The following is a 7,063-nucleotide window of genomic DNA, read 5'->3' as shown; positions in this document are numbered from 1 at the left end:
GTCCTGACGTTTTTGGGGGGCTCTGAAAGTATCGCCAAGCATGCAACAGTACACTTAGGGCAAAACGACAGGGAGGTGCCGATAATGAGTGATGAAGAGCGCAAGCAACGGGAAGAGACCCGCAAGACCGGGGAAAAACCCGCTGAGCCACGCTCTCCCGGAGCCGCCACTTCGGCCACCAACGCGCCGGCGGGCGGTAGCCTGAAGGATCGGGACCAACCAGACGAAGGGGAGTTGCCCCGCCGCGAAGACATGCACCCCGGAGACCATCGGGCCAGGAAGGAAGAGGACGGCGAAGAGGAAGAGAAATCCGACTGAGCCGGGCGCCGAAGACTCAGTCACACTCCCGGAGAAACTCCTTGACCGCCGTCTCGACGGTGATCTGCCCGGCCTTGACCGCATCCTGGTAGCGATGCGTCCAGGGACCCATCAGACCTCGAGAGAGTTGCAATTCCCTTAACATCACCCGCGCCAGCGGACCGCCAAGCTGGAGAAAACCGCTCTCCTCGAAATCCCGCTCAGCTCGGTGCCGATCATATTCGATGCGCACAATCTCCGCATCCCAACGGCCGCTGACAAAGCGGAAACGCCCGTAGGCGGCCCGCGGATCACGATCGAAGGGGGAGCCAACGGAGCCGGTATTGACCACCAGCACCCCATCATGCCGCCGGATAAGGGGACGATGCGTATGGGAGGTGATGAAAAGGTCGCGGGCATCCCCGAGCTTATCGGCCAACTCATGGGCTTCGGTTTCAGGGCGAATCCCGTCCCGGTTGCCCAGCCGCGTGCCGTGGGTCACGTGCACCGAGCCGCCGTCCCGGTCCGTCAGATCGAGCTGGTCGGGCCAGGCCCTTACTTCGCTCAGTGCCGCTCCCAGTTGATCAACCGTCCAGTGGGCGAAGCGCCGCAGCTCGAAATGCGGAGTGCCCGGCTCCCTCGGTTGATCCGCGCAGCCGAGGACGAAGGTCTCATGATTGCCTTTGAGGAGGTGCGCGCGAGGCTGGCGTGCCCCGATGCGCCGCAGGCAGGCGCGACTGTAGGTCCCGCGGTTGACGAGATCGCCATTGATGATCACCTCATCCGGCTGCCACCGTTCAAGGTCCTCCAGCACCGCCTCGAGGGCGGGAAGATTGCCATGGATATCGGAGATCACCGCCAGTTTCACGGACTCGCCTCTGTTTGCCTCCCCCTTAGCCTACCATGCATCTCTTTGGCCCGGCTGCCTCCAAAAGGATTGAACCGCTTCGTTCAGCCGCAGGGGTGGCCGTTTGGTCGAGAGAAAAATCGGGTCCGCCCATGGGCAGCGGTTTGAGCGCGTGTGCTACATATCGATTCGGAACCGCTCTTCGCGGAACGCGAGTACCAGCCCCGCGGGATTGATGACCTCCAGGGTCGGCCCCTCCTTCAGGACATCCCCCTCTCCATACTGGCGCTGGTTGATAAAGACAAAGCGTTTTTCCGGGCGTTCACTGTAGACGTGAATGTTCAACACCAGATTGCCGATGGTCCGACGGATATCGACGGGGAGTTCGCTCCAGGCCTTGGCCGGAGGCTGCCGGACGGGTTCCGGCCGCTCTGCTACGGGAGGTTCGAGGTTCCCATGCTGCCCAGCTTTCTGCTCAAGGGGGCGTGCGGGAACAGTCCCAGCGACGGGGAGCGGCTCCGGCTTCCTCACAGGCACCGCAGGGTGCTCAACGGTCCGAACCGGCTGCGAATCCGAACCTGAGCTTCCCGATCGGATAACACCCGAACCGGATGCCGAAAGGGACGACAGGGCCACGGTGCCGGAGTCTTGCCAACGAACCAGGTAACCGGCAATTGACAGGGACATAACGGCTCCCAGCAGAAGCGCACTCACCAACGGCCCGATCCGGCGCACGGAGGGCCGAGCCGGAGGCGCCTGCCCCTGAAGGGTCGGGACGCTGCCGCGCGCGTGTTCACGCTGGGACTTGTTCAGTGCCTCGAGGATGTATGACACCCGTTACTCCCCACCCGCCGGGACATCGAGCCGCGGAATCGCCGGATCGGCCGCGGCCGTATTGAGTTGAATAAGGGTCCGCGGTCCGGCGATGCCATCCATCTCCAGAAGATGCTGCTGCTGAAAGCGGGTCACCTTTTCACGAAGAGCATCGGTATAGGTCTCGGGTACCGGTACCCCCCCTCCAAGGCGTTCCCACACCCACTGCACCGCCCACGGCGACGACCGCCTCCCGATCAGCGATGCTTCAGGATCCGGTGGACGCCACAGGATGAGGTATTGCCCACGCCAGAATTGGTCCGCCTCCGTGAGCGGCAGTCTCCATCGCTCCTCGCCTACCCGAAACTCGACGCGCCGATCCTGCATGCCCGTCAGCAACACATGCCGGGTACCATCGTCACTCCAAAAGCTCAGAACGGCCGGTCGGTTCAAGCGGAGCAACTCCGCCCAGCCGGCCCTCCCCCGCAGGCAACGCAGGCCGCGAGTGCGGGCGGACTGGCAGAAGCCCGCCACCGGCTCGCTGGCGGCGATCCCCCAATGCTCGAGCAGGTTGGTCTTGGCAACTTCCGCATCGAGGCTGGTTGGCGTTTTCCGAATCAACTGCTGAATCCGGATATGCGCCGGCAGCGCTTCCGGCTGCAAAGGCGCAGGGGATTCGGCGGCAGTGACGGTAACGGCAGTCATGGGTGGCGCCATACGCTCGAATACCAGGGCCAGTATCGAGCGGGTGTCGGGCAGGAATCCCGCGCCCGCCAGGGCCAGCGCCAGGACTCCAAGGAGCGCGGCCCTGGCCCCGAATGGCCGCTGCCCGTCCCGGTTGCCCTTGAGCTCGGCGGCGGCACAGCGCACCACCTTGCGCTCTACCCGTTCACAATCGATGGCATACGCTCCCAGCAGGGCCCGATCACAGACATTGTTGATAAGGCGGGGGATACCGCCTGAAAACGCATGGATTTCGTTCAGTGCCCCCCGGGTAAAGAGGCTCCTTCGCGCCCCGGCCACTTGCAGACGGTGAACCACATAGGCACGGGTCTCCTCGAGGCTCAATGGCATCAAGTGGCAGCGCGCGGTGATGCGTTGCGCCACCTGTCGAAGCTCCGGCTGATCGAGAAGGTGCCGAAGTTCCGGCTGGCCGATAAGGAAGATCTGCAGGAGTTTGTGGCGGTCGGTCTCCAGGTTAGTCAGCAGCCGCACCTGCTCCAGAACATCGGGGCTGAGGTTCTGCGCCTCGTCGATGAGCAGTACTGTGCGGCGCCCCCGGCTGTGCGCGTCGAGAAGGTGAGCATTCAACCGGTCGATGGGTGCCTTGGTGGAGTCCCGCTCATCAGGCAGGGGGATTCGTAACTCTTCAAGGATGTTGCACAGCAATTCCGGCGCTGTCAGCTTCGGGTTGAGCACCAGGGCCGCATCTACCGCTTCGGGCAGTTGCGCCAGGAAGGCCCGGCACATCATTGTCTTGCCGGTCCCCACTTCCCCGGTCAGCTGTAAAAAGCCACCCGCCTCGCCCGCCCCGTAAAGGAGATGCGCGAGCGCCTCCCGATAGCGTTCGCTCAGGTAAAGAAATCGCGGTTCGGGGGTAATGGAAAACGGCTTTACATCAAGGCCGAAATGATCGAGGTACATGCCAGTCCTGCTCAGGGTCGACTTCCTAACATTCTAGGAGCCTGTCCGAGAATAGCGATGGTCACGAGGGCAAGACTGAAGTCAGATTTTTCGGTCATTTTAGCGAAAATGAGCAGTAAATCTGGCCAATCAGGCTTGGCCGGAGTAGGTCGGTCTATTCTCGGACAGGCTCCAGAGTCCGGCTAATGGACGAACTCCAGGGAAAGGAGTCCGCAACGCAGCATTGGCCCATTAGCGGGGCTCCCTTCGGGGCGGCTCACAAGCGCCCTCGGCTGCGTTGCACTATTTTCCGCATGGACCACTAGACTGTTGAACACGGAAACAGCAACCAAACCATACAGTACCATGCCCGACACCCAACACGCGCTGGTCAAGACACTGCTACATCGGTACGGAAGGACCTACGCCGAGGAGGTCGGTGTGCGCGTGGAGGACAACACCCCCTCGGCGCTCTTTCAACTTCTGTACATGGCCCTGCTGTTGAGCGCACGCATCGCAGCGGGGAACGCGGTGAAGGCGGCTATTGCCTTGCGAAAGGCTGGATTGACAACGCCGCAGAAAATGGCGGACGCCTCGTGGCAGGAGCGCGTCGACGTGATTACCTGGCACGGCTACAAACGCTACGACGAAAGTACCTCGACTATGCTGGGCAAAACGGCCCAATGGCTGCTGGACCAGTACAAGGGCGATCTTCGCCGACTGCGCCAGGCGGCGGATCACCGGGTCGATGAAGAAAAGAAACTACTGAAGCAATTTAAGGGAATCGGTGATGTGGGTGCCGACATTTTCCTGCGGGAGGTCCAGGGTACCTGGGATGAAGTCTATCCCTATGCGGACAAAAAGGTGCTGGCCTCTGCCGGCAAACTGGGCCTGCCGCAGCAACCGGAACGGCTTGCCGAAATGGTCGCCAGGAAGGACTTTCCAAAGTTTGCGGCGGCCCTGATCCGGGTCGATCTGGAGCGTGCCCACAAAGCCGTGCAGGACGAAGCCGGCAGGTGATGGCCCTTGGATCTCGAGCAGCCGCCGCCATACCGCCATCGTACAGGGTTTGATATCGGCGCCAATCGGACCGTTTTGGCCCTGGCCATGGCAAGACTCGGCGACGCCTTGGGCAACAGCATGCTGTTCGTGGTCATTCCGCTCTATGTCGCAAGCCTGCCGGCCCCGTGGCTGCCCTTTCCGGACGCCCTGCAAGCCGGGATTCTCATCTCCGTTTACGGGCTGATTACCACCGCGGTTCAACCCCTCGCCGGCGCCTGGGTCGACTGGTCCGACCGCCGCAAGCCTTTCATCCTGGGTGGACTCCTGCTGGCCGGTATCGCCATCGTCAGCTTTGTCTTTGCCCAGCAATTCAGGGATCTGCTTTTCCTGCGGATTTTTCAAGGGATCGGGCTGGCCCTTACGATCCCGGCGGGCATGGCGCTGCTGGCGGCGAACACCGAAAAGGCAACCCGCGGCGGTTCGATGGCGATCTATACCACGGCGCGGCTGGTCGGGTTCGGACTCGGCCCCTTGATCGGTGGTGCACTGCATGACACCCTGGGCTTCAATGCGGTTTTCTACACCGCCGCTGCGTTTATTGCCATTGCAACGCTGCTGGTACAGCTCTGGATCAAGGAGCGCCCCAGCCGCGGCACCACGGAGGCACACCGGACCTTTCGCGTGTTCGATCGCACACTGCTGTCCCCCGGGATCCTGGGGGCGGGGTTGGCGGTATTCGCCATGGCCAGCGCCTTTTCGGTGATGACCCCGTTGGAACAGGAGTTCAATGAGCGCCTCGAGCAAGGGGCCTTCGCGTTTGGCGCCGCATTCAGTGTGCTGATCCTGACGCGGCTGTTGCTGCAGGTGCCTTTTGGTCGACTTTCGGACCGCTTCGGCCGGAAAACGGTGATTATTTCCGGGCTGATGATCATGGCGCCGGCCACCGCCCTGATTGGCGAGGTCCAGACCACGGCCCAACTACTCGGGCTGCGGGCCATTCAGGGAATCGGGTCGGCAGGCATTGCCGCGCCGGCCTTTGCTCTCGCAGCGGACGTCAGTACCGACGGAAACACAGGCCGACAGATGGCCCTGACCACGATGGGCTTTGGATTGGGAATCGCCACCGGGCCGATTATGGCCGGCGGCCTGGCCATCATCTCCTTTCGGCTGCCGTTTCTGGTGGCCGCTACCCTGCTTCTGGTCGCCGCATGGACTCTCTACCGGTATGTCCCGGAGACGCTGGAGTCCGGGACAGGCGAAGGCCGCTTGCAGTGACACCCGATTTGCCATGGTTCAGGCCGATTCCTGCAAGTCGAAAAAATCCACCCTCCCGCTATCGAGACAGTATTCGGCACCAACCACCATGAGCGTGCCCTCGCCGATGAGTTGCTCCAGAAGTTCGGAGCCGTGGCGCAGGTGATTGGCAGAGGCGCGCACATTGGCGCGGACCGCTTCCTCCATCAACGCCTCAGGGTCGTCTCGCAGATCGGTTTCCACCAGTCCCGCTATCGATGGACTGATGCGATTGACGATGGAGCGGATATTTCTCGAGGGGCTGGAGCCCCGGCCGGTCAGTTGATCGATGGTCGCGCCGATGGCACCGCAGTGCGAGTGGCCGAGCACCACCACCAGCGGCGTACCAAACCGGGCGGCGGCGAATTCGACACTGCCCACCTGCGAAGGGGCGACGATATTGCCGGCGACACGGATGACGAAAAGCTCGCCCAGACCCTGATCGAAGACCATTTCGGCGGGCACCCGGGAATCGGAACAGCCGAGGACCACGGCGATCGGTTTCTGCTCGGCGACAAAGTCGGCCCGGCGGCCGTGGCTGGCCAGTGCGTCCAGGCTCTTGACATTGGAGACGTAACGCCGATTGCCTTCTTTCAGACGTTCGAGCGCTTCGAGTGCGGAGGTCATATCGGAATCACCCTGGCTGAGGAGAGCGGTCGGCAAACTGCCCTATTTGCCCGTTCCCTGAATTCGAGCGGGCATTCGCCTGCGGACAGGCTGGCGGTGGAAGAGTACCTGATGCGGCTGCCTATGGCGACAAGGGTCACTTGCAACCGATGAAGCGCACGCTGGTGCTGCGTTCCGTGAGGACCCGCTGCACCACGCTCAGCGTACGCTCGATCGCCTCGTCGTCGGTATGGTGGGACAGGGAGAGCCGAAGCGAACAGTGAGCCGCCTCATCCGAGAGGCCCATGGCCTTGAGTACATGCGTCGGTTCCGGGGAGCCGGACTTGCATGCTGAGCCGGAGGAGCAGGCGATACCGTGCTGGTCGAGCGCGATCACCAGCGATTCGCCTCGCAGCCCGGGCAGCGTCAGGTTGAGGGTGTTCGGCAGACGCATCCCGGCCGCGCCATTGCGGGTGGCGCCGGGGATCAGCTGCATCAGTCCCGCCTCCAGCCGGTCGCGCCGCTCCTGCATCGCCCCGCTCTGCCCGAGCCACTCGCCCGCCAGCACCGCCGCCCGGCCGA

Annotated in this window: 8 protein-coding genes; 3 read left to right on the top strand and 5 right to left on the bottom strand. The window is 62.9% G+C overall.

Going from position 1 to position 7,063, the window contains the following annotated elements:
• The first annotated feature begins 84 nt into the window (after window positions 1-84).
• Window positions 85-318, top strand: a complete 234-nt coding sequence (locus Q7L05_RS16545) for a hypothetical protein (RefSeq protein ID WP_303909284.1) — start codon at window positions 85-87, stop codon at window positions 316-318.
• Between the two features lie 16 nt (window positions 319-334).
• On the opposite strand, the gene Q7L05_RS16540 is transcribed toward Q7L05_RS16545, so the two are convergent.
• From Q7L05_RS16540 to Q7L05_RS16530, 3 genes are all read right to left on the bottom strand, one after another.
• Window positions 335-1,165, bottom strand: coding sequence for a metallophosphoesterase family protein (locus tag Q7L05_RS16540; RefSeq protein ID WP_303909282.1), 831 nt, complete (start codon window positions 1,163-1,165; stop codon window positions 335-337).
• A 156-nt stretch (window positions 1,166-1,321) separates the two neighbouring features.
• Entirely contained in the window at window positions 1,322-1,978 is a 657-nt protein-coding gene (locus Q7L05_RS16535; RefSeq protein WP_303909281.1) for a general secretion pathway protein GspB, read from the bottom strand.
• A gap of 3 nt (window positions 1,979-1,981) precedes the next feature.
• The gene (locus Q7L05_RS16530; RefSeq protein WP_303909279.1) at window positions 1,982-3,601 is read right to left on the bottom strand and encodes an ExeA family protein; all 1,620 of its coding nucleotides are present in this window, start codon (window positions 3,599-3,601) and stop codon (window positions 1,982-1,984) included.
• A 345-nt stretch (window positions 3,602-3,946) separates the two neighbouring features.
• On the opposite strand from Q7L05_RS16530, the gene Q7L05_RS16525 reads away from it, so the two are divergent.
• Together Q7L05_RS16525 and Q7L05_RS16520 are read left to right on the top strand one after the other, a co-directional pair.
• Window positions 3,947-4,600, top strand: a complete 654-nt coding sequence (locus Q7L05_RS16525) for a hypothetical protein (RefSeq protein WP_303909277.1) — start codon at window positions 3,947-3,949, stop codon at window positions 4,598-4,600.
• 6 nt (window positions 4,601-4,606) lie between these two features.
• Window positions 4,607-5,857 (top strand): MFS transporter, encoded by a 1,251-nt coding sequence (locus Q7L05_RS16520; RefSeq protein WP_303909275.1) that lies wholly within the window; start codon window positions 4,607-4,609, stop codon window positions 5,855-5,857.
• Between the two features lie 18 nt (window positions 5,858-5,875).
• Here Q7L05_RS16520 and Q7L05_RS16515 read toward each other — a convergent pair whose 3' ends face one another.
• Window positions 5,876-6,502: a carbonic anhydrase gene (locus Q7L05_RS16515; protein ID WP_303909273.1), complete on the bottom strand. Its 627-nt coding sequence runs from the start codon at window positions 6,500-6,502 to the stop codon at window positions 5,876-5,878.
• A gap of 136 nt (window positions 6,503-6,638) precedes the next feature.
• Window positions 6,639-7,063 (bottom strand): aminotransferase class V-fold PLP-dependent enzyme (locus Q7L05_RS16510; protein ID WP_303909270.1); only part of this gene is annotated, 425 nt, incomplete at its 5' end.

It is taken from the genome of Thiohalomonas denitrificans, assembly GCF_016841685.1.
Taxonomy (GTDB): domain Bacteria; phylum Pseudomonadota; class Gammaproteobacteria; order Thiohalomonadales; family Thiohalomonadaceae; genus Thiohalomonas; species Thiohalomonas denitrificans_A.
The sequence above is the reverse complement of the archived record's forward strand: the minus strand, read 5'-3'. Positions and strand labels throughout refer to the sequence as shown.